At 61.6% G+C, this 24,291-nt stretch carries 22 protein-coding genes; 14 read left to right on the top strand and 8 right to left on the bottom strand.

Features of this window, described 5'->3' with window-relative positions:
- Positions 1 to 62 precede the first annotated feature (62 nt).
- On the bottom strand, positions 63 to 962 hold the full coding sequence (locus AQS8620_RS15170; protein ID WP_085837899.1) for a LysR family transcriptional regulator: 900 nt from the start codon (positions 960 to 962) through the stop codon (positions 63 to 65).
- Between the two features lie 133 nt (positions 963 to 1,095).
- Here AQS8620_RS15170 and AQS8620_RS15165 point away from each other — a divergent pair, with 133 nt between their 5' ends.
- The gene (locus AQS8620_RS15165; protein ID WP_085837856.1) at positions 1,096 to 2,595 is read left to right on the top strand and encodes a CoA-acylating methylmalonate-semialdehyde dehydrogenase; all 1,500 of its coding nucleotides are present in this window, start codon (positions 1,096 to 1,098) and stop codon (positions 2,593 to 2,595) included.
- A gap of 256 nt (positions 2,596 to 2,851) precedes the next feature.
- Here the strand turns inward: AQS8620_RS15165 and grxD are convergent, their stop codons facing one another.
- The 4 genes from grxD to AQS8620_RS15145 form a co-directional block, all read right to left on the bottom strand.
- Entirely contained in the window at positions 2,852 to 3,214 is a 363-nt protein-coding gene (gene grxD, locus AQS8620_RS15160; protein WP_085837855.1) for a Grx4 family monothiol glutaredoxin, read from the bottom strand.
- Between the two features lie 55 nt (positions 3,215 to 3,269).
- Positions 3,270 to 3,500, bottom strand: coding sequence for a BolA family protein (locus AQS8620_RS15155; protein WP_085837854.1), 231 nt, complete (start codon positions 3,498 to 3,500; stop codon positions 3,270 to 3,272).
- 131 nt (positions 3,501 to 3,631) lie between these two features.
- Positions 3,632 to 5,794 carry a phosphoribosylformylglycinamidine synthase subunit PurL gene (gene purL, locus AQS8620_RS15150; protein ID WP_085837853.1) on the bottom strand — a complete coding sequence of 721 codons (2,163 nt, stop codon included), beginning with the start codon at positions 5,792 to 5,794 and terminating at the stop codon, positions 3,632 to 3,634.
- 370 nt (positions 5,795 to 6,164) lie between these two features.
- Entirely contained in the window at positions 6,165 to 7,070 is a 906-nt protein-coding gene (locus AQS8620_RS15145; protein WP_085837852.1) for a LysR family transcriptional regulator, read from the bottom strand.
- Between the two features lie 509 nt (positions 7,071 to 7,579).
- Here AQS8620_RS15145 and AQS8620_RS15140 point away from each other — a divergent pair.
- The 12 genes from AQS8620_RS15140 to AQS8620_RS15090 all read left to right on the top strand — a co-directional run bounded on the left by AQS8620_RS15140 (position 7,580) and on the right by AQS8620_RS15090 (position 17,416).
- On the top strand, positions 7,580 to 8,392 hold the full coding sequence (locus AQS8620_RS15140; RefSeq protein ID WP_085837851.1) for a glutamate racemase: 813 nt from the start codon (positions 7,580 to 7,582) through the stop codon (positions 8,390 to 8,392).
- Between the two features lie 121 nt (positions 8,393 to 8,513).
- Complete coding sequence (gene argC / locus AQS8620_RS15135) at positions 8,514 to 9,554, top strand: N-acetyl-gamma-glutamyl-phosphate reductase (protein ID WP_085837850.1); 1,041 nt, start codon at positions 8,514 to 8,516, stop codon at positions 9,552 to 9,554.
- Between the two features lie 64 nt (positions 9,555 to 9,618).
- Positions 9,619 to 10,089: a cytochrome c maturation protein CcmE gene (gene ccmE, locus AQS8620_RS15130; protein WP_085837898.1), complete on the top strand. Its 471-nt coding sequence runs from the start codon at positions 9,619 to 9,621 to the stop codon at positions 10,087 to 10,089.
- A 118-nt stretch (positions 10,090 to 10,207) separates the two neighbouring features.
- Positions 10,208 to 10,819, top strand: coding sequence for a holin-associated N-acetylmuramidase (locus AQS8620_RS15125; protein WP_085837849.1), 612 nt, complete (start codon positions 10,208 to 10,210; stop codon positions 10,817 to 10,819).
- Positions 10,810 to 11,397 carry a holin family protein gene (locus AQS8620_RS15120; protein WP_085837848.1) on the top strand — a complete coding sequence of 196 codons (588 nt, stop codon included), beginning with the start codon at positions 10,810 to 10,812 and terminating at the stop codon, positions 11,395 to 11,397. Before AQS8620_RS15125 ends, AQS8620_RS15120 begins: the two co-directional genes overlap by 10 nt.
- Positions 11,387 to 11,569: a hypothetical protein gene (locus AQS8620_RS16930; RefSeq protein WP_143267551.1), complete on the top strand. Its 183-nt coding sequence runs from the start codon at positions 11,387 to 11,389 to the stop codon at positions 11,567 to 11,569. Before AQS8620_RS15120 ends, AQS8620_RS16930 begins: the two co-directional genes overlap by 11 nt.
- A 126-nt stretch (positions 11,570 to 11,695) precedes the next feature.
- Positions 11,696 to 12,118, top strand: a complete 423-nt coding sequence (locus AQS8620_RS15115) for a hypothetical protein (RefSeq protein ID WP_085837847.1) — start codon at positions 11,696 to 11,698, stop codon at positions 12,116 to 12,118.
- 181 nt (positions 12,119 to 12,299) lie between these two features.
- Positions 12,300 to 14,273: a heme lyase CcmF/NrfE family subunit gene (locus tag AQS8620_RS15110; protein WP_085837846.1), complete on the top strand. Its 1,974-nt coding sequence runs from the start codon at positions 12,300 to 12,302 to the stop codon at positions 14,271 to 14,273.
- On the top strand, positions 14,270 to 14,734 hold the full coding sequence (locus AQS8620_RS15105) for a cytochrome c-type biogenesis protein (RefSeq protein ID WP_085837845.1): 465 nt from the start codon (positions 14,270 to 14,272) through the stop codon (positions 14,732 to 14,734). The genes AQS8620_RS15110 and AQS8620_RS15105 overlap by 4 nt, the downstream gene beginning before the upstream one ends.
- A 118-nt stretch (positions 14,735 to 14,852) precedes the next feature.
- Positions 14,853 to 15,629, top strand: a complete 777-nt coding sequence (locus AQS8620_RS15100; protein WP_085837844.1) for an enoyl-CoA hydratase-related protein — start codon at positions 14,853 to 14,855, stop codon at positions 15,627 to 15,629.
- A gap of 128 nt (positions 15,630 to 15,757) precedes the next feature.
- Entirely contained in the window at positions 15,758 to 16,522 is a 765-nt protein-coding gene (locus AQS8620_RS15095) for a hypothetical protein (protein ID WP_085837843.1), read from the top strand.
- 249 nt (positions 16,523 to 16,771) lie between these two features.
- Positions 16,772 to 17,416 (top strand): hypothetical protein, encoded by a 645-nt coding sequence (locus AQS8620_RS15090; protein ID WP_143267550.1) that lies wholly within the window; start codon positions 16,772 to 16,774, stop codon positions 17,414 to 17,416.
- A gap of 138 nt (positions 17,417 to 17,554) precedes the next feature.
- On the opposite strand, the gene gltA is transcribed toward AQS8620_RS15090, so the two are convergent.
- Together gltA and gltX are read right to left on the bottom strand one after the other, a co-directional pair.
- Complete coding sequence (gltA, locus tag AQS8620_RS15085; RefSeq protein WP_085837841.1) at positions 17,555 to 18,850, bottom strand: citrate synthase; 1,296 nt, start codon at positions 18,848 to 18,850, stop codon at positions 17,555 to 17,557.
- 438 nt (positions 18,851 to 19,288) lie between these two features.
- Positions 19,289 to 20,725 (bottom strand): glutamate--tRNA ligase, encoded by a 1,437-nt coding sequence (gene gltX, locus AQS8620_RS15080; RefSeq protein WP_268805555.1) that lies wholly within the window; start codon positions 20,723 to 20,725, stop codon positions 19,289 to 19,291.
- A gap of 220 nt (positions 20,726 to 20,945) precedes the next feature.
- Between gltX and AQS8620_RS15075 the strand changes: the two genes are divergently transcribed.
- On the top strand, positions 20,946 to 23,210 hold the full coding sequence (locus AQS8620_RS15075; RefSeq protein ID WP_234990512.1) for a ComEC/Rec2 family competence protein: 2,265 nt from the start codon (positions 20,946 to 20,948) through the stop codon (positions 23,208 to 23,210).
- Positions 23,211 to 23,274: 64 nt separating this feature from the next.
- Here AQS8620_RS15075 and lexA read toward each other — a convergent pair whose 3' ends face one another.
- Positions 23,275 to 23,985, bottom strand: a complete 711-nt coding sequence (gene lexA, locus AQS8620_RS15070) for a transcriptional repressor LexA (protein WP_085837840.1) — start codon at positions 23,983 to 23,985, stop codon at positions 23,275 to 23,277.
- Between the last annotated feature and the right edge of the window lie 306 nt (positions 23,986 to 24,291).

The following is a 24,291-nucleotide window of genomic DNA, read 5'->3' as shown; positions in this document are numbered from 1 at the left end:
CTCCCGTTAATCGACGATTTACCGATCAAGCGTTGGTCAGAGCCCCCCCTGTTGTCAATAGTTCAATCGTCGGTTGTGGCCGATTCAAGCCGCTGCACTTCCTCGCGCGTATATTCTGTGAGCAACGCTGCAAACCTGTTCAATCGTTCGACTTTCCGGTCATCGGCGTAGCGGATCAGATAGAAGGCGCGCGTGAGGCTGAAGGCATTGGTGAGCACCCGGTTGAGGATCGGTGCCGAGGGCAGGGCAAAGTCATGCACGATCCCGACGCCAGCCCCCGCGCGCAGAAAGTTGAACTGCACCGCCACCGAGTTGGACGCCAGACCGGCGCGCTCGGTGCCGGTTTCAGCCAGATAATCGAGTTCCTTGTCGAAGATCATGTCGGGAATATAGCCCACAACGCGGTGGTTTTTCAGATCGTCTAGACTTTCGAGCGGTCCGGCGCGGCGCAGGTAGCGCCGCGAGGCGGCCAGCGAGAGTTTGTAGTCGGTGATCTTTTGCACCGTCAGGCGACCGGCCACCGGCGCGGAGACCGCAATGGCCAGATCCGCTTCGCGTTTGGACAGGTTGAACACGCGGGGGAGGGCGACGACCTGAATTTCCAGATCGGGATGCTCGAGCGAAATGCGATTGCACACGCCCGGCAAGAGGTAGTTCGCGCAGCCATCCGGCGCGCCAAGGCGGATCACGCCGGAAAGTTGGTCCGAGCGTCCCGCGACATCATCCGCCCCCGCGCGCACAGCGGTTTCAGCCGTTTCGGCATGGGCCAGAAGCCGTTCGCCTTCGGTGGTGAGCGCGTAGCCCTGCGGGGATTTGGTAAACAGCGTCGCGCCGAGGTCCTCTTCCAGTCGCGTGATGCGTCGTCCCACCGTGGCGGGGTCGTTTTTCAAAACCCGTCCCGCGCCAGACAGGCTTTCGGTACGCGCGACGGCCAGAAAGATGCGCAAATCATCCCATTGCATGGTGGGGGTGTTCTCCTGCTCGTGACTGAATTCTTGCAAAACCTTTTTGGAGATTTGATCCTTTTGGCCGCGTTTTTGCAAGGGTAGGATGCGGGCAATCAATTGGTCTTTTGGACAATCAGGGAGAATTTGCATGAAAACCATCGGTCATTACGTCAACGCGCAGAACATCGAGGGCACCTCGGGCAATTTCGCGGATATCTACAACCCCGCCACCGGCGAAGTGCAGGCGCAAGTCGCGCTGGCCAGCGTTGAAGAAGTCGAAGCCGCGATCGAAAAAGCTGCCGCGGCGCAGGTGGCATGGGCGGCGACCAACCCGCAGCGCCGTGCCCGCGTATTCATGAAATTCGGTGCGCTCATCAACGAACATATGGACGAGCTGGCGGAATTGATCAGCCGCGAGCACGGCAAAACCATTCCCGATGCCAAGGGCGACATCCAGCGTGGTCTGGAAGTGGTCGAAGTCTGCATGGGTCTGCCTGCGCAATTGAAAGGCGAGTTTACCGATAGCGCCGGCACCGGTATTGACCTGTATTCGATGCGCCAGCCGCTGGGTGTTGTGGCGGGTATCACGCCCTTCAACTTCCCCGCGATGATCCCGCTGTGGAAAATGGCCCCTGCGATTGCCTGTGGCAATGCGATGATCCTCAAGCCCTCCGAGCGCTGCCCCTCGACGGCCATGCGTCTGGCCGAGCTGTTCACGCAGGCGGGCCTGCCCGAAGGCGTCTTGCAGGTGATCAACGGTGACAAGCTGACGGTGGACACGCTTTTGGACAATGAGACCATCCAGGCGGTCGGTTTTGTCGGATCGACCCCGATTGCGCAATATATCTACGGCCGGGCGGCGACGAATGGCAAACGCGCGCAATGTTTTGGCGGCGCGAAGAACCACATGATCATCATGCCCGACGCCGACCTCGACAAGGCCGCCGATGCGCTGATCGGCGCGGGCTACGGCGCTGCGGGGGAACGCTGCATGGCGATTTCCGTGGCCGTTCCGGTTGGCAAGGACACGGCGGACAAGCTGGTCGAGAAGCTGGTCCCCAAGATCGAAAAGCTGAAAGTGGCCCCCTATACCGCGGGCGACGATGTGGACTACGGTCCGGTCATCACCAAAGCTGCCAAAGACCGGATTCTGGGTCTGATCGACAGTGGCGTGGCGCAGGGCGCGACGCTGGTGACCGATGGGCGCGCATTCAGCCTGCAGGGCTATGAGGACGGTTTCTTTGTCGGGCCGACGCTGTTTGATAACGTCACCCCCGACATGGACATCTACCAGCAGGAGGTCTTTGGCCCCGTGCTGTCGATGGTGCGCGCCCAAGAATACGAGGAAGCGCTGGATCTGGTGATGGACAACGAATACGGCAATGGCACCGCGATTTACACCGCCGACGGCGATGTGGCGCGCGATTTTGCCAGCCGTGTGAATGTGGGCATGGTGGGCATCAACTTCCCGATCCCCGTGCCGCTGTCCTACTATTCCTTTGGTGGTTGGAAAAAATCCGCCTTCGGGGATCTCAACCAATACGGGCCGGACGCGTTCAAGTTCTACACCAAGACCAAAACCGTCACCGCGCGCTGGTTCTCGGGGATCAAGGATGGCGCGGCGCTGAACTTCAAAGCCATCGACTAAGGGGTCTGGGGGCCACAACGGGGCGCCATAAAACCAGACCCAAAAGCGAGGCCCAAAAATGAGGCCCAAAAATGAGGGGCGTGTGGGAGAAACCTGCGCGCCCCTTTGTCGTGGGGTGCCGGTGGCGGCTGCGGGAGCCTCCGGCGGGGATATTTTGCGACAAAAAAGCCCCGATGCGCCGCGCGCAAGGGGGCAGAGTCAACAAAGGGCAGGCGGGATCACCGCGCTGCCCTTTGACGTTTGCGCTCTGTGGCGATCAGGCGTTTGCGGCGCGGATCTGGTCTGCGGCGTCTTTGTTGAAGGTCACGCCGTTTTCTTCGAAGAGCGTGTCGAGTTCGCCCGAGAGCATCATCTCGGTGATGATGTCGCAGCCGCCGACGAATTCGCCTTTGACGTAGAGTTGGGGGATGGTGGGCCAGTCGGAATATTCCTTGATGCCCTGACGGATCGCTTCGTCGGCGAGCACGTTCACATCGGTATACTCAAGGCCCATGAAATTCAGCACGCCGGCAACGCGCGAGGAAAACCCGCACTGCGGCATCATTTTCGTGCCTTTCATGAACAACACGACGTCATTTGTGGTGACGGTTTCTTTGATCTGGTTTTGTGCGTCTGACATGGGGATTAATCCTTTTTTGTCGAAAGCGCCGCACCGCTGATTGCGGGGCGCGGGGTTATTCGGGGGCTTTGGTGGTGAGCGCCAAGGCATGCAGCTTGCCGCTATCGAGTTCGGTTTTCAGTGCGGCGTTGACGGCGCGCTGTTGTTGGACGCGGTTCAGTCCCTTGAAGCTGGGGTCAATGACGCGGGCGGCAAAATGTTGGCCGTCGTCGCCTTGGACCACGATATCGGCGTCGGGGAAAGCGGTGCGGATCAGGGTTTCGATCTCTGCTGCGGTGATGGCCATGGGTGTGTCCGTCATTTGGGGCGTTGTCCCAGATGTAACCCCGCCTCCGGCGCGCTGCAAGGGGAGGGCGCGCGGGCAATGCAAAACGGCCCGCCTTGGGGGCGGGCCGTTGGAAGGGGGCTGGGCGGTGCTCAGGCGTCGAAGGCGGTTTTGAACGTGTTGCGAAACAGATCAGACAGCGCGTCGAGGGGCGCGGATTTGCCGCCGAAATCCACCAGGGTGCCGCCGAATTTTCCGGCGAGTTCTGCAGGAACGCCGGCTTCGTTTGCTGCTTTCAGCAAGCTTTGGGCGTTTTCGGGGGAGGTAGCGATCACGTAGCGCGCCTGATCTTCGCCAAAGAGGAAGGCGGTTTCGTCAGAGGCGATGGTCACGCCGACACCGGCGCTTTCGGCCATTTCGAAGGCGGCGAGTGCGAGGCCGCCATCGGAGAGGTCATTGGCGGCACGCACCAGTTTGCGGTTGGCAAGCAGGAAGTCCCCGTGTTTGCGTTCGGCCTCGAGGTCGACCTTGGGCGCATCGCCCTCGGCGCGACCTTCGAGTTCGGCAAGCAGGGCGGATTGGCCAAGGTGGCCGCGGGTTTCGCCAAGGATCACCAGATGGTCGCCGTCTTGCGCCACGCCCGCGATCAGGTCGTCGGCATGGGCGATGAGGCCGACAGCGCCGATCGTGGGGGTGGGCAGGATGCCTTGACCGTCGGTTTCGTTGTAAAGCGACACGTTGCCCGACACGATGGGCATGTCGAGGGCGATGACCGCCGCGCCGATGCCCTTGATGGCGCCGACGAATTGCCCCATGATTTCAGGCTTTTCGGGGTTGCCGAAGTTCATGTTGTCGGTGGTGGCAAGGCCGCGCGCGCCCACGGCGGTGAGGTTGCGATAGGCTTCGGCCACGGCCTGTTTGCCGCCCTCGACAGGGTTGGCTTTGACATAGCGCGGGGTCACATCCGAGGTAAAGGCGAGCAGTTTGTCGGTGCCATGCACCCGGATCACGCCTGCGCCAAGGCCCGGGGTGCGGACGGTGTCGGCCATCACCTGGGTGTCATATTGTTCATAGACCCAGGCCTTGGAGCAGTGGTTGACCGAGCCGATCAGCGCCTTGAGGCCGTCGATGGGATCGACTTCGGGTGCATTTTTCAGCGGGAAGGCGACAGGGGTTTCGATCCAGGGGCGATCGTATTCGGGAGCGGAAGACGCGAGGTCCGACAGCGGCAGGTCGGCTTTGACCTCCCCGTTGAGCACGATGAGGAAGCGGTCCTCGGCAATGGTTTCTCCGACGATGGCAAAGTCGAGGTCCCATTTGTCAAAGACGGCTTTGGCCACGGCTTCGAGTTCGGGGTTGAGCACCATCAACATGCGCTCCTGGGATTCCGAGAGCATCATTTCATAGGCGGTCATTGCCTGTTCGCGGCAGGGCACCTTTTCCAGATCAAGCCGGATGCCCAGCTTGCCCTTGTCGCCCATTTCCACCGCAGAGCAGGTCAGACCCGCAGCACCCATGTCCTGAATGGACACGACAGCACCGGTTTGCATCAGCTCCATGCAGGCTTCCATCAGGCGCTTTTCGGTGAAGGGGTCACCGACCTGCACCGTGGGGCGCTTTTCCTCGATCGTGTCATCGAATTCCGCCGAGGCCATGGTGGCACCGCCGACACCGTCGCGTCCGGTTTTCGCGCCAAGGTAGACGACGGGAAGGCCGACACCCGAGGCCGCGGAGTAGAAAATCTTATCGGCATCGGCCAGACCGGCGGCAAAGGCATTCACAAGGCAGTTGCCGTTGTAGGCTTTGTCAAAACGGACCTCGCCGCCCACGGTGGGCACGCCAAAACAGTTGCCGTAGCCGCCCACGCCCTCGACGACGCCATGGACAAGCTGGCGGGTCTTGCGGTGGGATTTTTCGCCAAACGACAGCGCGTTCATCGCCGCGATCGGACGGGCGCCCATGGTAAAGACATCGCGCAGGATGCCGCCCACGCCCGTCGCAGCGCCCTGATAGGGTTCGATGTAGGAGGGGTGGTTGTGGCTTTCCATTTTGAAGATCACGGCCTGATTGTCGCCGATATCGACAACACCTGCGTTCTCGCCGGGGCCGCAGATGACTTGCGGGCCCTCCGTGGGCAGGGTGCGCAGCCATTTTTTCGACGACTTATAGGAGCAATGTTCGTTCCACATCGCCGAGAAGATGCCCAGTTCGGTAAAGCTGGGGTCGCGTCCGATGATTTCGAGGATGCGCTGGTATTCATCGGGGCTTAGACCGTGTGCGGCAATCAGCTCGGGGGTGATCTTCGGATCTTCCATGGGGGTCCTCTCGGTCGACAGCAGGGCGCGCGGGAGCGGGCGCGGATAGGGTTGGGGTTCTCATAGTGGATCGGCGCGCGCGGGGGAAGGGGATAGCCTTGTCCGCCTGCGAAAACCGCTGGGGGCGCGGCGCGGCCTTTGGCCAAAAAAAAGGCCGAGCATCAGCTCGGCCAAGTCCAACAGGGAGGTGAAACCGCCAAGACTTGCATCCACATGCGGCTTCACTGCTGCATTTAGGGGCAGTTTATAAACGGATCAAGGGTAAACGGATGGTAAATGCGCAAGGCGGTTATGCGCCCTGCGCATGGCGCGGGTGATCGGGCAGGGTCTGGGGCAGGGGGCGCAGCGCTGGTCTGGGCGGCGGGCGCGTTCAGGTCGCGTCGTCCTCGCGCGCGCGCTTGCGGCTTTCGGCGATTTCGGAGATCACGAAATCGCGGAACACTTCGATGCGTTTGGAGTGGCGCAGTTCTTCGGGGTAGGCAAGAAACACCGGCACTTCGGAGCTGTCGACATCGGGAAGAACACGGGTCAGACGGCTGTCGGTTTCCGACAGGTAGTCGGGCAAAAGGCCGATCCCGAGGTGGTTGAGCACAGCCTGCTGGACGCCAAAGTAGTTGTTTACGAACAGCGTCGAGCGGATCTCGTGTTGCATCAGTTCCTGCACCAGACGCGCACCGGCGCTGACCTGATGCGACGTGGTGTTCTGGCAGATCAGGCGATGCTTGGCGAGGTCGTCCATCGATTGCGGCGTGCCGTGTTCTTCAAGATAGGGCTCGCTGGCGTAGAGGCGCATGCGCACGGTCATCAGGCGTTTGCGGATCAGATCGGCCTGCGACGGTTCTTTCATGCGGATCGCAACATCGGCCTCGCGCATGGGCAGGTCCAGGACGCGTTCCTCAAGCATGAGGTCGATTTTCAGCTCGGGGTATTTGTCGTAGAGTTTGGACAGGCGGGGGGCGAGCCACAGGGTGCCAAAACCGGTTGCCGTCGTGACGCGCAGTTCGCCGTAAACTTCTTCTTCGCTGTCGCGGATGCGCGCGGCCGCGGCGTCCAGCCGTTTGGCCATCGATCGGGTGGCATCGAACAGGAGTTCGCCCTGCTCGGTCAGGATCAGCCCGCGTGCGTGGCGGTGGAACAGGGTGGTGCCGAGGCTTTCCTCAAGGGCGCGGATCTGGCGCGACACGGCAGATTGACTCAGGTGAAGCGTGTCGCCCGCATGGGTCAGAGACCCTGCATCAGCAACAGCGTGGAAAATCCGGAGTTTGTCCCAATCCATGAGCCCAACCAATTCTATTCAAGTGACTTCACCTTAGCGGCGAAGCCGGAAATGTCGAAAGTTAATTCCAGAGCCATTCTTTGGCGTGCCTTTGGGGCATGGGCCAAGAGCATGGGGCGGTATTGCACCGAAAAGTAACTGTTTCATGTGGGAAACAGCCCAGTTGTAACAAATGTTCGGCGCGTACAGAAACCATCGACCTGTGACGTTTATGCCCTGCTTATCTGGCAGGGCGTGCGTCCACGCAAGGCCAAATCCAAGGATTTTGCGGATTTGCGAATCACCGCTCATTGCGTCCGATATGTGATTTTTGTGCATATCTGCCCCCACAGTCTTGCCGTAGCTCGCGCGATTGCGGCGGGGCAGGGCGCGCGCGGGGAGGCGGGTTGAGGGCGCCGCGGGCAGGCTTTGCGTGTCCGACCCTTGCCTTTGACGGGAAACGCGTGTGAATTAGCCCTCAAAGCGAAGGTGCCCCAAGAGGTGCGGGCGCATAAAAGGGCAGAGATCGCATGGCAGTAGGAATTTTTGATAGTGGACTTGGCGGGCTGACTGTTCTGGACGCCGTGACCAAAGCCATGCCCGATTTGCCGGTGGTGTACTTTGGCGACAATGCCCATGCGCCTTATGGGGTGCGCACGGCGGATGATATCTACGACCTCACCACGGCGGCGGTGTCGCGTCTGTGGGACGAGGGCTGCGATCTGGTGATTCTGGCCTGCAATACGGCCTCGGCGGCGGCGCTGCGCCGGATGCAGGAAAGCTGGATTCCGCGCGACAAGCGGGTTCTGGGGGTTTTTGTGCCTCTGATCGAGGCGCTGACCGAACGCGAGTGGGGCGATAATTCGCCGCCGCGTCAGGTTGCGGTCAATTCGGTCGCGCTTTTTGCGACCCCTGCCACGGTGGCCGCGCGCGCGTTCCAGCGTGAACTGGCCTTTCGCGCCATCGGGGTGGATGTCGAGGCACAGGCCTGCGGCGGCTTGGTCGATGCCATCGAGGATGGCGATATGATTCTGGCCGAAGCGCTGGTGCGCAGCCATGTGGATGCGCTCAAACGCAAAATGCCGCGCCCCGATGCGGCGATTCTGGGCTGTACCCATTATCCGATCATGGAAGAGGCCTTCGAGGCGGCTCTTGGGCCGCAGGTCAAAGTGTACAGCCAGGCCAATCTGGTGGCGGCGTCGCTGGAGGATTATCTTGCGCGCCATCCCGATATGATTGGCGCCGGGACGACGAGCAAATTCCTGACCACGGGCAATCCCGAAAAAGTGGCGCGCGGTGCGAGCCTGTTCCTCAAGCATCAGGTCACGTTCCAGTCTGCATAGGGTGCCACAGCTGCGAGCGCAGCCGCGCGCGGTTATGAGCGCAGTCTCGCGCGCGGGCGCAATTGCAGCGCGCGGGCGCATCGCGTATGACGGTCCCAAACAGAGAGCGGGAGCGCAGTCCATGACCCACACCCAGACCCATAAAATCGCCATTCTCGGGGCCTCCGGCTATACGGGCGCAGAGCTTGTGCGTCTGATCGCGACCCACCCCAACATGGAAATCGTCGCCCTGTCGGCGGACCGCAAAGCGGGCATGGCCATGGGCGATGTGTTCCCCCATCTGCGTCACCTCGACCTGCCCAAGCTGGTGACCATCGACGACATCGATTTCTCGCAGGTCGATCTGGCCTTCGCGGCGCTGCCCCACGGATTGTCGCAAGCACTGGTGCGCGATCTGCCCGAGAGCGTGAAGGTCGTGGATCTTGGCGCGGATTTCCGGCTGCGCGATCCGGCTGAATATACCAAATGGTATGGCAACGACCATGTCGCGACCGAGCTGCAAAAGACAGCCGTCTACGGGCTGACAGAGTTCTACCGCGAAGACATCAAGGGCGCGCGTCTGGTGGCGGGGACGGGCTGCAACGCGGCGACCGTGCAATTTGCCCTGCGCCCGTTGATTTCTGCGGGTCTGATTGATCTGGACAACATCATTTGCGACCTGAAAAACGGCGTCTCGGGGGCGGGGCGCTCGCTGAAGGAAAACATGCTCTTTGCCGAACGCTCCACCGATGTGACGGGCTATTCCCAAGGCGGAAAGCACCGCCATCTGGGGGAATTCGATCAGGAATTCAGCCTGCTTGCCGGGCGCAAAGTCGAAATCGTCTTTACGCCGCATCTGGTGCCTGTCAATCGCGGCATCCTTGCGACCTGCTACCTCAAGGGCGACGCACAAGCGGTCCATGCGGAACTGGCGCGCGTGTATGCGAGCGAGCCCTTCGTGGTGGTTCTGCCGTTTGGCCAGATGCCGGGGATGGGCAATGTGACGGGGTCGAATTTCTGCCACATCGGTGTCTGTGCAGATCGCGTGTCGGGGCGGTTGTTGGTTGTCTCGACGCTCGACAACCTGTGCAAAGGTTCCTCGGGACAGGCTTTGCAAAACGCCAACCTGATGCTGGGCGAGGATGAAACCACGGGCCTCATGCTGGCGCCGGTGTTCCCGTAAGCCCTGAGCAATATGTCGCATTGGGCCGTGCGGCGCGATGCGATAAGGATTCCCCATGGCTGGATTGAAGAACCTCAAAAAACAGCGCCGCATTCAAATCGTGGCGATTGCCGCCGTGGCGCTGGTGATTGCCACGGGGCTGATCGGCTATGCGATGCGCGACGGCATCAATTTTTTCCGCGCGCCCTCTCAGGTTGTCAGCGACCCGCCGCGCGCGGGCGAGGTATTTCGCCTTGGCGGGCTGGTCGAGGAGGGCACTCTGGTGCGCGGCGAGGGGACCCATGTGACCTTTGTGGTGACGGACGGGGCCAATACGGTGCCGGTGCGCTACGAGGGCATCCTGCCCGATCTGTTTGGCGAAAACCAAGGGATGATCGGCACGGGATCCTTGTCGGACGGGACGTTTGTGGCGACCGAAATCCTTGCCAAACATGACGAAAGCTACATGCCCAAAGAGCTTACGGATGCGCTGAAAGAGGCGGGTGTCTTTGAAGGCGAGATGCCCGCAGATGCGCCGCAGGGCGAGGGTCTTTAGCCCCGCAACCTCGGCGGCGTTAACCATTGCGCAAGGCGCGGCGCGCGCCCGACTTCGGTCAAATTAACCAATTCGCGTCAGCCTGATCCCCAATCACACACTTGGGGATTTCGGGTTGATGAAAACGGTTGAACAGCTTGCAGATGATATTGTGGCCCGCGAAGGCGGCTATGTGAACGACCCTGCCGATCCGGGCGGGCCGACCAACCACGGGGTGACGCTGGCGACGATGCGCCGCCTTTTGATGGATCTTGACGGCGATGGCGACATCGACGCGCAGGACGTCAAACAGGTGACGCGGCAGCAGGCCCGCGACGTGTTTCTCGAGCATTACTTTGTCCGCCCCCATATCGACCTTCTGCCGCAATCCGTGCAGGCTTCGGTGTTTGACATGTATGTCAATGCGGGTGCGAATGCGGTGGTGATCTTGCAGAGATTGCTGGTCGATATGGGCCAGAGCCTGTCGGTGGACGGCGTGATCGGCGCCCAAACCGCCACCGCCTGCAAGATCGCCATGAGCCTCGCGCCGCATCACTTCGTCGATGCCTACGGGATTGCGCGGCGCAACTACTACTACGCTTTGGCCGATGAACGCCCACAAAGCCGCAAATATGCCCGCACACAGGCCGGCACCAAAGGCGGCTGGATCAAACGGGCGGAAGAATTCATCTCGCCGCGCTACCACCTCACCCCTGCAGAACATGCCGCACGGGTGTCGGCGTGGGGGTAATTGGCACCGTTCTGGGCGGGGTCTTTGGCAATGGTTCCGTGCTTGCGCGCAACGTGGTCAAGGACACCGCCGAAGTGTTCATGGAGAACCGTGAACAGGCGGCGGTGCGCGAAGCGGCGACCCGCGACGCGGCCCTGGCGCAATTCGGTCAGGAATTTGCCGTGGCGCGCATGGGGCGCTTTGATCGTTTTATGGATGGGTTAAATCGCCTGCCGCGCCCGCTTCTGGCCTTCGGGACGCTGGGGTTGTTCGTCAGCGCGATGGTCAATCCGATCTGGTTTGCAAGCCGCATGCAGGGCATCGTCTTGGTGCCCGAACCGATGTGGTGGCTGATGGGAGCCATCGTCAGCTTCTATTTCGGGGCGCGCTATCAGGCGAAAGGGCAGGAATTCCAGCAATCGGTTTCCGCGACCATGGCGCGGGCCGCAACCGTGACCGGAAATATCGCCGCCCTGCGCGCGCTGGATGCCGGGGCAGGGGGCACGCCGGTGGCCTTGCCCGCCCCGCCTGTCGCCCCGACGACGACAAGCGGCGCCAATCGCGCGCTGGAGGAATGGAGGACAACGCGTGTTCCCTGACAGTCTGGTCGGCGCCCTGTCCGAACACGGACCTTGGGTGCTTATGGTCTTTTTCCTGCTCTACCGCGATGTCCAAAAAGATACGGCGACGCGCAAGGTTCTGGATCAAAACACAAAGATCCTCGTGGAACTGACCACGATGATCCGCGAACGCCTTCCGCGGGGGCATTGAGCGGATGGAACAGTTTCTCAAACAGGTCACAGATTATTTGCGCGGCGCGGCGCTCAGGCGCGCCCTTACCCGCAATCGCCAAGCGGCAGATGCGCTCGATGCGGCGGTCAAGGAGATGTTAAAGCAATGAAACACGCAGGAACACTGCTTTTGGCAATGATGGCCCTGATGCAGATCGGCTTTCGCCTATGGGGCTATGATGCCATGTATTTGCTGGGCTACGGGGCCATCAGCCTGATGGCGTTGATGATTTCGGCGACGTTTTTGTGGCTCTGGCATGTGCGTGCAACGCCCCTGGCCCTTGGCATGTCCATGAGCTGGGCAGGGTCCGGGCTGATCATGGGCTGGTGGTGGATGATGAAACTTGCCGGCTATCCGGACTGGGGCGCGCAGGCCGGCGGGCTCTTCGTGATCATGGCGCTCCTGGCAAGCGGTGCGGTATTGCACTTTGCCGTGATCCAATCCTCCTTCGGCTTTCGCGGCGGCAGTTTTTTAGTGCCGGTCAGCACAGCGCTGGGACTCTCACTGCTGGTGCTTTTTTTGCGCTAGCCTTGGTTTCTTTCGGATTTAAATACCCAAGGCGCGCCGATTTGGTCTGGCGCGCCGTTTGGGTATTTGGGTCCGAAAGAAGCAGGCCGCGACGAATGTCCAAGCGCGGCCGCTCGCCGCAGGGCATTGGCGGCGCCCCGCCTCTGGAGTAGGATCGCCCCGAGAGAGAAAAGGGGCAGGCATGCTGGTCGAATTGGGACATTTCGCGCTGATCTTGGCGTTCATCGTGGCTGTGGTGCAGATGATCGTGCCTTTTTGGGGCGCGGCGCGGGCCAATCGGGCATGGATGGCGGTGGGCGAGCCTGCGGCCCTTCTTCAATTGCTTTTGGTGGGCTTTTCCTTTGCGGCGCTGATCTATGCTTTCGTCACGTCGGATTTTTCACTGCGTTTGGTGGTCCTCAATTCGCATACGGCCAAGCCGATGCTCTACAAAGTCGCCGGAGTTTGGGGCAATCACGAGGGCTCCATGTTGCTCTGGGTTCTGATTCTGGCGGTGTTTGGCGGGGCGGCGGCGGTGTTTGGCGGCAATCTGCCGGCGTCGTTGCGCGCGCGGGTGCTGGCTGTGCAGGCTGCGATCGGTGTCGCGTTTTATGCCTTCATCTTGTGGACATCGAACCCGTTTGTGCGGCTTGTCAGCCCGCCCATGAACGGCGAAGACCTGAACCCGCTTCTTCAAGATCCGGGCTTGGCGTTCCACCCGCCGTTTCTCTACCTTGGCTATGTCGGGCTTTCGATGGCCTTTTCTTTTGCGGTTGCCGCTTTGCTGGAGGGGCGCGTCGATGCGGCTTGGGGGCGTTGGGTGCGCCCCTGGACGCTGGCGGCGTGGATTTTCCTGACCATCGGCATCGCTTTGGGCTCGTGGTGGGCCTATTACGAATTGGGTTGGGGCGGCTTTTGGTTCTGGGATCCGGTCGAGAACGCCTCTTTCATGCCCTGGTTGATCGCGGGGGCGCTGTTGCATTCGGCCATTGTGGTCGAAAAGCGCGAGGCGTTGAAAAGCTGGACGATTTTGCTGGCGATTCTGGCCTTCGGGTTTTCGCTGATCGGCACGTTTTTGGTGCGATCGGGCGTCATCACCTCGGTACATGCCTTTGCCAATGATCCCGAACGGGGCGTGTTTATCCTTGTCATTCTGGCGATTTTCATGGGCGGGGCGCTGACGTTGTTTGCCGTGCGCGCCGCCGCGATGGAAGCCAAGGGGGTGTTTTCGCTGGTCAGCCGCGAAAGTGCGTTGGTGGTCAACAATATCCTGCTGGTCGTGGCCTGTCTTGTGGTCTTCATCGGCACGATCTGGCCCTTGGTTGCAGAGGCGTTCTGGGGCCGCAAACTGTCTGTCGGGGCGCCGTTTTTCAACGCCGCCTTTACGCCGTTTTTCATCCTGATTGCTGTGGTGCTGCCCATAGGGACACTGATGGCGTGGAAGCGGGCGCGCCTGAAGCCTGTGCTCAAGCGCCTGCGCCCGGCCCTGCTTTTGGCTTTTGCGGTCGCGGCATTGGCCTTTGCGCTGCAAACGGGCCGCTCGGCGCTTGCGCCGGTGGGGCTGGCCCTGGCGGTGTGGCTGGTGTGCGGATCGCTGGCCGATCTGGGGAGTAAACTTGGTCAGAATCGTGATTTCAAACGGGTGTTGCGCCTGCCGCGCGCCGATTGGGGCCGCGCTGTGTCGCATGGCGGGCTGGGGGTGACCATCGCCGGAATCGCGGGCATGATGGCGTGGCAAACCGAAGACATCCGCGTGGCCCAAATCGGCGAAAGGTTTGATGTTGCGGGATATTCCGTCACCTTGGCGCGCGTGGAGCGTGTCGAGGGGCCCAACTATCTTTCGACCATGGCGACGATGGAGGTGACGCGCAACGGGCGCGCTGTGGCCACGTTGTACCCTGAAAAGCGCAGCTATCCGGTGGCGCAGATGCCCACCACCGAAGCCGCGATCGACAACGGGTTCTGGCGCGACCTGTATCTGGTGATCGGCGATGCCCAAGCGGGAGGCGGGTTTGCAGTGCGTACCTATGTCAAACCGCTCGCCAATTGGATCTGGCTGGGGTGTTTGATCATGGCGTTGGGCGGGGGTTTGTCGCTGTCGGATCGCCGGTATCGTGTTGCCGCGGGCCAGCGGCGCGCCGCCGCGCCCGGCCCCAAGGGAGTGCCGGCACAATGACCCGTTTGTTGGTAATTTTGGCGCTGTGTCTCTTGCCTGTGATCACACCGCTTGCGGCGGTTGCGGTGCAACCGGACGAAGTCCTCAGCGATCCGGTGATGGAGCGGCGCGCGCGCGATATTTCAACCGGTCTGCGCTGTCTGGTGTGCCGCAATGAAAATATCGACGAAAGCAACGCAGACCTTGCGCGCGACCTGCGCTTGTTGGTGCGCGAACGGTTGCAAGCGGGCGACAGTGACACGCAGGTGGTTGATTTCATCGTCGCGCGCTACGGGGAGTATGTTTTGTTGACCCCCACGATGGCGGGGGCAAACAAGATCTTGTGGATCGCGGGGCCGCTGATGTTGATTGCAGGGCTTGCGATCGCCGTGGGCTATTTGCGCAAACGCGAACGTGCCGAGGTCGAGAGCGAGTTGAGCGCGGCAGAGAAGGCCGAGGTTGACGCGTTGCTGCGCGAATAGGGCGCAAGCCCCCACGCAGGGTCGAGGGGGCGTGTTACGGGGCGTTTCCCTTTTCCAAAGCGCGCCAAAGGCCTATCTTGGGGCGACAGGCGCGCGGCGCCGTTCGAGGGAGAGAACCATGGATTACCAGACCATCCGCGTCGATATTGCAGACAATGTCGCGATCATCGCGCTGGACCGGCCACAAAGCCGCAACGCGCTGAACGCGCAGATGCGGGCGGAATTGCTTTTCGCGCTCAAGGATGTGCAGGACAAGGCACGGGTGTTGGTCGTGACCGGCACGGGCGAGGCCTTTTGTTCGGGGCAGGATCTGGGCGATAGCGGCAGCGCCGCCAATCTGGATATCGAGCGCACGTTGCGCGATGAATACGAACCGATGCTGCGCGCCATTGCCGACAGCCGCATTCCCACCATCGCTGCCGTGAATGGCGCAGCGGCCGGGGCGGGGGCCAACCTTGCGCTGGCGTTTGACGTGGTGATCGCAAGTGAACAGGCGGTGTTTTTGCAGGCTTTCACGCGCATCGGTTTGATGCCGGATGCCGGTGGCACCTATTGGCTGCCACGCCAGATCGGTCAGGCGCGGGCAATGGGGGCGATGTTGTTTGCGGATACGATTTCCGCCCGTGAGGCCGCGCAGTGGGGCATGATTTACGAGGCGGTGGAAGCGGACGCCTTTGAGGCCCGCTGGCGCGCGCGCGCGGCGCAACTGGCCGCGGGGCCCACGGTTGCCTACCAGCACATCCGGGAAGCTCTGCGTGCCTCGCCCGAAAACAGCCTGCACGCCCAACTGGCGCTGGAAGCACGTCTGCAAGGGCGCTGCGGTCAGACCCGTGATTTTCGCGAGGGGGTTTTGTCCTTTCTTGAAAAACGCCCCCCCCGTTTCGAAGGTCGCTGACGCGAGCCAAAGCGGCGTTTTGCGCCCTTGAGGGGCAGAAAACGGGGGAATGCCTGACTTGTCAGACCCGCTGCCACGCATAGCCTCAAGCCTGTGGTTTATACGCGGGCTCTGGGGAGGCTTTGGGGATGCGACACGGCGATGCAATCGGGGGGGCGGCGCAAGACGAGGCAGGTGATCTGCGCGCGCAGATGGTCCTGTCCTATTATCGCCTGCGTCAATTGCTGGGTCTCATGGGATTTTTGCTGCCCTTCGCGCTGATTGCGGGCAGTATTCTGGACCAGCACGGCATCGCCCCGTCGATTTCGGACTATTATCACCGGCTTGAGCGCGACGTGTTTGTCGGCTGCCTGTGCGCGATTTCGATGTTTTTGATCGCCTACCCGGGGCATGCCAAAGGGCGGGGCGAACGCTTTGGCGATGATCTGGTGACAAGCTTGGCCGGATTTGCCGGCTTGGGAGTGGCCTTTTTTCCAAACGGCGGGGCGGGACCGGACGCACCGCTCGCGGCGCTGAGCCAGCTTTTGTTTGGCACCGCGCGGGTCGCCTTGGCGCATTACGCCTGCGCGGTCGTCTTTCTCACCTGTCTTGGCTACATGTCCTTCGTCAAGTTCGCGCGCACCGCAGACATGCGGCGGCGCAGGATCTATCGCCTTGCCGGGCTTGGGGTGTGGTTTTTTACCGTCGCGACTGTCGGGTTTTCGCTGGTGAAAATCTCTGGAACCTCGGCGTCTTATGACGTGGTGGTTTCGGCGCGATTGGTGTTTTGGTCCGAAACCTTCGGCCTGTGGTGTTTCGCGCTTGCGTGGTTGCTCAAAGGCCATGCCGACAAGCGCAAAGTGATCCCGCCGCAGCGCCGGATTCTTGGCGCAAGGCCGCTGGGGCGGCTATGAGCGCGCGCGCCGGGGCCGCGTTGGCATCGCCTGCGCGCGATCTTGAGGCCCTCTTTTGACACCCTTCTTGCGCCAAACGCCAAGGCTTTTGCGAAAGCCGCAACGCAAAAAGCTGCGTTGCGGGGTTGCGTCGATCATTTTCGCAACTACAACGGTGCGATAAGCGATGTGCCGTTGCACAGCAAAATATCTGTCGCCTGGCGCCTCATGAGCGGGGCAACACAGACCCAAAGACCGGGAAAGGGTGCTATGGACCGTTATCTACAAGATCTCGCACGTCTGCGCCGAACCACCGCATTTGCGCGTTTTCTACTGGCGGGGGCCTGCGCCTATAGCCTGCTTGCGCTGATCTTTGGCTGGGCCGTCGGGGTCGAGGCACTGGTGCGCGGCCCGCTGCCGCACCACGCCATGGTCCCCTCAACCGCGCTGTGTTTTGCGATTTTGTGCTTTAGCGGCCTGGTGTCGGCGCGCGGGCGCAGCCGCCTGCCGGTCGATCTGTCGATCATGGTCATCCTGCTGGTGATGGTGAACGCATGGCTGCGCTCGGTCATGCAAAATGACAGCATCGACACGGTGTTCGGTCTGTTTGAAACCGGCAACGACCGCATGGCATGGGGCACGATCCTCGGGATGCTTCTGGCGGCGGTCTCCAACCTGCTGACGGCGCGCGGCTTCTCCGCTTTGAGCACTCCTTTTGCACTGTTGGGGCTGGCGACGTTTTTCGCGCTCTTCGTGTACCACTCCTTTGACCCCGACTCCCCCTATTCCCTGCCGCTGTTCACCGAGACCTCGGTCGTCACCTCGGCGCTGTTTGTGATCGTTTTCCTGGCACAGCTGTTGCGTCAGGATGACGAATTGCGTGCTTGCGAAAACCGCGGCGGTTTGTCCGCCTGAACGGGGTCGATCCCGCACTGGCCAGATCCCGCACTGGCCAGATCCCCCACTGGCCAACAGCCCTCAAAACCCACCGCATGAAAAAGCCGCCCCGAGGGGCGGCTTTAGGCATGTCAAACCGATGGGGCGTGGGCGCAATTAGCGCTTTTCCACATCCACATAGTCGCGCTCGGTGGCACCGGTGTAGAGCTGGCGCGGACGACCGATTTTCATCGAGGGGTCCTCGATCATCTCTTTCCACTGCGAAATCCAGCCGACGGTGCGCGACAGCGCAAAGATCGGTGTGAACATCGACGTGGGGAAGCCCATGGCCTCCAGAATGATGCCCGAGTAGAAATCGACGTTCGGGAACAGCTTTTTCTCGGAGAAATACGGATCGGCCAGCGCTTGTTTCTCAAGCTCTTTCGCCACCTGAAGGACGGGGTTGTCCTCGACGCCAAGCAGGTCGAGCACCTCGTCGGCGGATTCCTTCATCACCGTCGCGCGCGGGTCGAAGTTCTTGTAGACGCGGTGACCAAAGCCCATGAGGCGGAAGGGGTCGTTTTTGTCCTTGGCCTTGGCGATATATTCGGGGATGCGATCCACCGTTCCGATTTCGCGCAGCATTTCAAGGCAGGCCTGGTTGGCGCCGCCATGTGCCGGACCCCACAGGCAGGCGATGCCAGCGGCGATCGACGCAAAGGGGTTGGCCCCCGAGGACGAGGCCAGACGCACCGTCGAGGTCGAGGCGTTTTGCTCGTGATCGGCGTGCAGGGTGAAAATACGGTCCATGGCGCGCGCCAGAATCGGGTTCACTTCGTATTCTTCGGCGGGCACGGCAAAGCACATGCGCAGGAAGTTCGAGGCATAGTCCAGATCGTTGCGCGGATACACGAACGGCTGGCCGATGGTGTATTTGAACGCCATCGCGGCAATGGTCGGCATTTTGGCGATCAGGCGGATCGAAGCGACTTCGCGCTGCCAGGGATCGGAAATATCGGTGGAATCGTGGTAGAAGGCGGACATGGCGCCGACGACACCAACCATGATGGCCATCGGGTGCGCATCGCGGCGGAACCCCGAGTAGAACTTGTGCATCTGCTCGTGCACCATCGTGTGCATGGTCACGCGCTTTTCGAAATCTTCCAGCTCGGTCGCGGTCGGCAGGGCGCCGTAAAGCAACAGGTAGCAGACTTCGAGATAGTGGGATTTACCGGCAAGCTGCCCGATAGGGTAGCCACGGTGCAGCAACACGCCCGCATCGCCGTCGATATAGGTGATAGCGCTTTCGCAAGAGGCGGTGGAGGTAAAGCCGGGGTCATAGGTGAACACATCGGCCTGTGCGTAGAGCTTGCGGATGTCGATGACGTCGGGGCCGGCAGTCGGCGAATACATTGGCAGCTCGAATGATTTGTCATCAAAGCTCAGGGTCGCTGTTTTGGTGCTATCTGCCATGATCGTTCCTTTATTAGGCGGCTGGCGCGCAAAGCGCCGGTCGGTGGCGGTGTAGGCCCGCCAAGGAAGCTGGCCTACGCAATGTCGCTCGCGGTGCGCCAGAACCGGCATCTCGCAAGCAGGCCCGCGTGGTGATGCGGGCCGGATGTGTCGGGCGGGACGTCGTTGTCCCGCGTGGACCTGCAGCACGCAGCTGCATCCACGGGTCGCGCCCAATTGCGCGTCTGTGTCCCGTCGCGCCACGCTCGGGCGCGCGCGGATCTTTCGTCGCTACCTGTGCGGTGCACAGGCCGCCCCTGGCAGTCCCATGCCGCCCCTGGCGGGGCGAGACGGGGCCGAAACGGGGCCGTCGGACGTTGCGCCGATCACGGGGCCGCGCAGGGGCCGGATCGGGCGGTCAAACTTGCCTATGCCGCGTTGCGGCGCAAATGCTCTAATCTATTCCTGTGCCGCCTCGGCGATCCGCGCAAGGGATTCTTCGCGGCCAAGCACAAGCATGATGTCAAATACACTCGGGGTCGCGGTCCGGCCTGCAAAAGCGGCACGTAACGGTCCGGCCAGCTTGCCAAATCCGATGTCATGCGCTTGAGCGACACGCGCCAATGTCTCCTCCAGTACCTCGCGCTCCCAGCTAACACTTTGCAGCTGCGGCGTCAATTCTTGCAGTATACCACGGGATACCGGATCAAGCGCCTTTGCGGCTTTCTCATCCGGAACCACCGGTCTTGAATTTAGTGCAAACTCCGCCTTTTCAAGCAGTTGCGGATAGGTTTTTGCCGAAGACTTCAGGCAATACATCGCCTGTTCCAGCCGCTCTTTTTGCGCCGCAGTCAGGGCGGGAAGTGCAGCCGCAGCAAGATACCCGTCAATTTCGCTCAAGATTTGAGCATCTTCCATGATCGCCAAATGCTGTCCGCACAGGTTGGTCAGCTTTTTGGTGTCAAAGCGGGCAGGGGCTTTGTTGATTCCGTCCAGATCAAACCACGACATCGCCTGTGCATCGGTGAAAAATTCGTCATCCCCGTGGCTCCAGCCAAGACGCGCGAGATAATTGCGCATCCCCGCCGCCGGATAGCCCATCGCCTGATACTCGGCAACGCCGGTGGCCCCGTGGCGTTTGGACAGTTTCTTGCCGTCCGGACCGAAGATCAGCGGGATATGGGCATAGACCGGCAAGGGCCAGCCCATCGCCGCATAGACCAACATCTGGCGCGCGGCATTGTTGAGGTGGTCATCGCCGCGGATCACATGGGTCACGCCCATATCGTGGTCATCAACGACCACGGCCAGCATATAGGTCGGTGTTCCATCCGAGCGCAGCACGATCATATCATCAAGCTGGTCGTTGCGAATCGTAACATCGCCCTGCACGCGGTCTGCGATCACCGTCACCCCGTCGCGCGGCGCTTTGACACGAATGACAAAGGGCGCATCGGGATGGGACGCCGGGTCTGCATCGCGCCAGGGGCTTTGAAAAAGAGTGCTTTTTTTCTGGGCATGGGCCGCTTCGCGGAAGGCTTCGATCTCCTCTTGCGTGGAAAAGCATTTATAGGCGTGACCGCTGGCGAGCATCTCATGGGCGACCTCGGCGTGACGCGTGGCGCGCTCGAATTGCGACACGGGCGCGCCGTCGTAGTCAAGGCCAAGCCAGGCCATGCCTTTCAGGATGCCCTCAGTGGCCTCTGGCGTCGAGCGCGCCCGGTCCGTGTCCTCGACCCGCAGCAAGAACTTGCCGCCGCGCCCGCGTGCATAGAGCCAGCTAAACAAGGCCGTGCGTGCCGTGCCGATGTGCATTTCACCGGTGGGCGAGGGGGCGATGCGGGTCACAACCTGCGCGGTTTCGTCGGAATGTTTAGGGGTTTGATGATCGCTCACGGTCAGGTTTGCCTTGCGTTAAAGTCCTGCGGTTCCGCTCGGATCAGCTCTGTCTCGCACAGATCTGATCCGCAGGTTGCGCTGGCCGCCCGGCTGTTAAAGCCGCGTTAACCATATCGAAACCACTTCGGAACTAGCCTTAGGCAAGGGTCTAAGCGATGGCCCCGCACGACACAAGAGAGGCCAACCGTTTGACGGTGCGGCGTGACGGTGCGGCGCGATGAAATTGGGGGAGCATCCTGTGTGGCGCTGTGCGCATCTGACGGGGCAGGCGATGCTCGACGGGATCGAGCGGCAACGCGGGCAGCTGTTTTTATGGCTGCCAGTGTTCTTTGCGCTTGGCATTGGCGCGTGGTTCCAATTGGGCGGCGAGCCCGGGTGGGGCAGCTACCTTTGGGTCACGCTTGTGGCGCTGGGGGCTGTGTGGCGGCTGCGGGGCTGTTTGCGGGCGGGCGATAGCCGTCAGTCGCCGGTCTGGATCGCGCTGCTCTGTGTGACATGTGCCTTTCTCAATACCGGCCTGCGTGCCCATCTGGTCGCCGAGCCGGTGCTGGGCTTTCGCTACTACGGCGCCGTCGAGGGGCGCATTGTGGGCATCGACCGCTCGGCCTCCGATGTGCCACGGCTGACGCTCGATCAGGTCGTGCTCGAGAATGTGTCGCCCGCACGAACCCCGACGCGCGTGCGGGTGTCGCTGCATGGCGATCAGCACTGGATGACCCCCGAACCGGGCTTGCGGGTCACTTTGACCGCCAATATCGCGCCACCCGAAGGCCCGATTGAACCGGGTGGCTTTGATTTCCAGCGTATGGCGTGGTTCGACGGTCTGGGCGCGGTCGGCTATACCCGCACGCCCGTGCTGCGCGCGCAAAGCCAAATCGACCCAAGCCCGACCCTCTGGCTGCACCGCGCGCGCATCGCCCTGTCGCGCTACATCCGGGCTCAGATCGATGGTCAGGCAGGAGCCTTTGCCGCCGCGATCCTGTCGGGAGACCGCTCGGGCATTCTCGAACCCACGGAGGTTGCGCTGCGCGGTGCGAATCTGTCGCATTTATTGGCCATTTCGGGATTGCACATGGGGTTGCTGACGGGGGCGGTTTTTACAAGCCTGCGGCTGTTGTTGAACCTGATCCCGCCTCTGGCCTTGCGCATCAACACGAAGAAAACCGCAGCAGCGGGCGCGCTGGGGGTCGGGTTTTTCTATCTTGCCTTGTCGGGCTGGAATGTCGCAACAGAGCGGGCGTTCGTGATGGTCGCCGTGATGTTTTGCGCCATCCTGCTGGACCGGCGGGCAATATCCCTGCGCGCTGTGGCCATCGCGGCCTTGATCATCCTGATCTGGCGCCCCGAAGTTCTGGGCGAACCGGGGTTTCAGATGTCCTTTGCCGCGACCACGGCCCTGGTGTTCATTTTTGCGCAGCTGCGCGACTTTGGCGTGATGCGGCACCTGCCACGGCTGCTCGCCGTGCCGCTGACAGTGATCCTGTCCTCCGCCATCGCCGGTCTCGCGACGGCCCCCGTGGCGGCGGCGCATTTCAACCGCATCGCGGACTTCGGTCTGCTTGCCAATATCGTGGCCGTGCCGGTGATGGGAACGGTGATCATGCCCTGCGCGGTACTTGCGGCGCTGCTTGCCCCGCTCGGCCTGTCGTGGATTGCCTTTGGGATCATGACGCCGGCACTGAGCTGGATTTTGGCCGTTGCGGGGTTTGTGTCGGGCATCGACGGGGCTGTCACCCATGTCGCCCAGCCGCCTGCGCAGGTCTTGCCGCTGATCGCCCTGGGCGCGATTTTCACGGTGTTGTGGGTCGGGCGTGCCAGGCAGCTCGGCGTGATTGTCATGATGGCGGGCTTTGTGCTTTGGGCAAGAGCCGAGCGGCCCGATGTGCTGATTTCGCCCGATGGGCGGTTGGTCGGGGTTCTCGGCACAAAGGGGCGGGCGCTGTCCAAACCAACAGGTCAGGGATTTGCCGCGCAAAACTGGCTTGAAAACGACGGGGATGGCGCCCCCCAAACCGCGGCGAACGCCCGCCCGGCATTGGTGCACAAGACAGGGGAGGTCCGCTTTGCGCTGAACGGTATCCGTTTCGCGCAGGTCAGTGGTCGCAACGCACAGCAACGCGCCGCAGCCCTCTGCGCGCAGGTCGATGTCGTCATTCTGGCCCTCGAAGCGGCGGCACCGGGGCCGTGTTTGTGGCTGGATTCGGACGCGTTGAGCCGACTTGGTGCGCTCTCGGTGTCGCAGGACGGCAGCGGGGTCCGCATCATTACCGCGCGCGAATGGAGTGGTGCGCGAATGTGGAACACCGCCTCGTGGCAGCCCTGGCGCGCGATTGCGACCATCCATAAACCCACTGCACCGCAAGACGGTCTATTGTCTGGCCTTTTGGGCGGTGTGGCTCACGCGCAGGAAGGTCGTGTGCCGCAGATTTTGCAAGATCGCCCCATTCGCATGGATCTGGCGTATCTCTTGTCCCAGCCCTGAGGGCACACCCCCAAAGCACAGCGGCTTTGGCGTTGTGATGCTGGGGCGTTGTGATGCTGTCGGATCAGTAGCTGCGGATCAGGCCGACAAGGCGCCCCTGGATCTCGACCTGATCCTCGCGAAACACGCGGGTCTCAAAGGCAGGGTTTGCGGCCTCAAGCGCGATCATATCGCCATTGCGGCGAAACCGCTTTAGCGTTGTTTCATAGCCCTCGACCATCGCCACGATGATTTCGCCATTATTGGCCTGAGAGGTCTCGCGGATCACGACGATATCGCCATCGTTGATGCCCGCTTCGATCATCGACTCGCCTTTGACTTCAAGGGCGTAGTGGTTACCGCGCCCCGATAGCATCGAGCCGGGAACCGCGACGTTAAGCGCGCCATCCGAAATGGCTTCGATCGGAACACCGGCGGCAATCTTGCCCATGATCGGCAGGGACACAGCCTCGATCACCACAGGTTTGGCAGCGGCAGGCGCAGGGGTATCCGGGCGGTCGCCATCGATCACCGTGGGCTGGAACCCGCCCATGCTGGCGGCCGCGGGCACGCCCCCAAGGCTTTCGGGCAATTTCAGAATTTCGAGAGCGCGGGCCCGGTGGGGCAGACGACGGATAAATCCGCGTTCTTCCAGCGCAGTGATCAGGCGGTGAATTCCGGATTTGGAGCGCAGGTCCAATTCATCCTTCATTTCGTCAAAAGAGGGCGGAATACCATCGCGTTGCACGCGTTTGTTGATGAAATCCAGCAATTCGAGCTGCTTACGCGTCAACATTCAGTCAATCCTCTCTCAGCGGCACTCTGTCATAGGGATTTGCCGCGCATCGCGCCCCGTATCATGGCCGGTGTGCGTGATCCGCGACGATGGGCGGTCACACAGGCTTGGCCACTTGGCGGGGCTTTGCGGGGCAAAGCAAATCGAGCCTTGTTTTTTAAACGCCATGTTTTGCACGCGACCTTCGCCGCACCGACAAAGCGTTCCATCATTGTTCTTCCCCTGTTCTGCCCATGTTCCCCTAATGTGTCAAGGGGCTTTGGCGCAAAACGATGGCGCAGTCGCGGGCAGTGTGGCGGTCAGGAG

The organism is Aquimixticola soesokkakensis, assembly GCF_900172375.1.
Classification (GTDB): Bacteria; Pseudomonadota; Alphaproteobacteria; order Rhodobacterales; family Rhodobacteraceae; genus Aquimixticola; species Aquimixticola soesokkakensis.
This window is presented reverse-complemented; position numbering and strand designations above follow the sequence as displayed.